A 315-nucleotide genomic window follows, 5' to 3' on the forward strand; every position below is an offset into this window, starting at 1 on the left:
CATTGGAGAAGGTCCAGATCACCTCGCCCTCCATGCCGGGATCAAGGCGAACGGAGTTCGGGTCGTCATGCTCCATGTCCATCTTGGCCATGGCGTCCTTGTGCTCGGCATTGCCTTCCATCGTGTCGATTACAAACTCATGCTCGATCTCGCCTTTGTTGGTGACGCCAAAGCGAATGGTCTCGCCTTTTTTTGATGTCGAACTCGGCGGGTTCAAAGATCATCTCGCCGTCGTCGGTTTCGCGCATGGTCACCTCGATCGTGCGGTCAACCGCCTCGGCCTTGCCGGGCATGCCTGCGGCCATTTCCTTGTGC

General features: G+C 57.8%; 1 pseudogene. It reads right to left on the minus strand.

The annotated features are described in order from the left end of the window. A pseudogene (locus tag FCK22_RS19420) lies at positions 1–315 on the minus strand (cupredoxin); the annotation flags it as partial.

Source organism: Sulfitobacter sp. 15WGC (genome assembly GCF_005068605.1).
Classification (GTDB): domain Bacteria; phylum Pseudomonadota; class Alphaproteobacteria; order Rhodobacterales; family Rhodobacteraceae; genus Sulfitobacter; species Sulfitobacter faviae.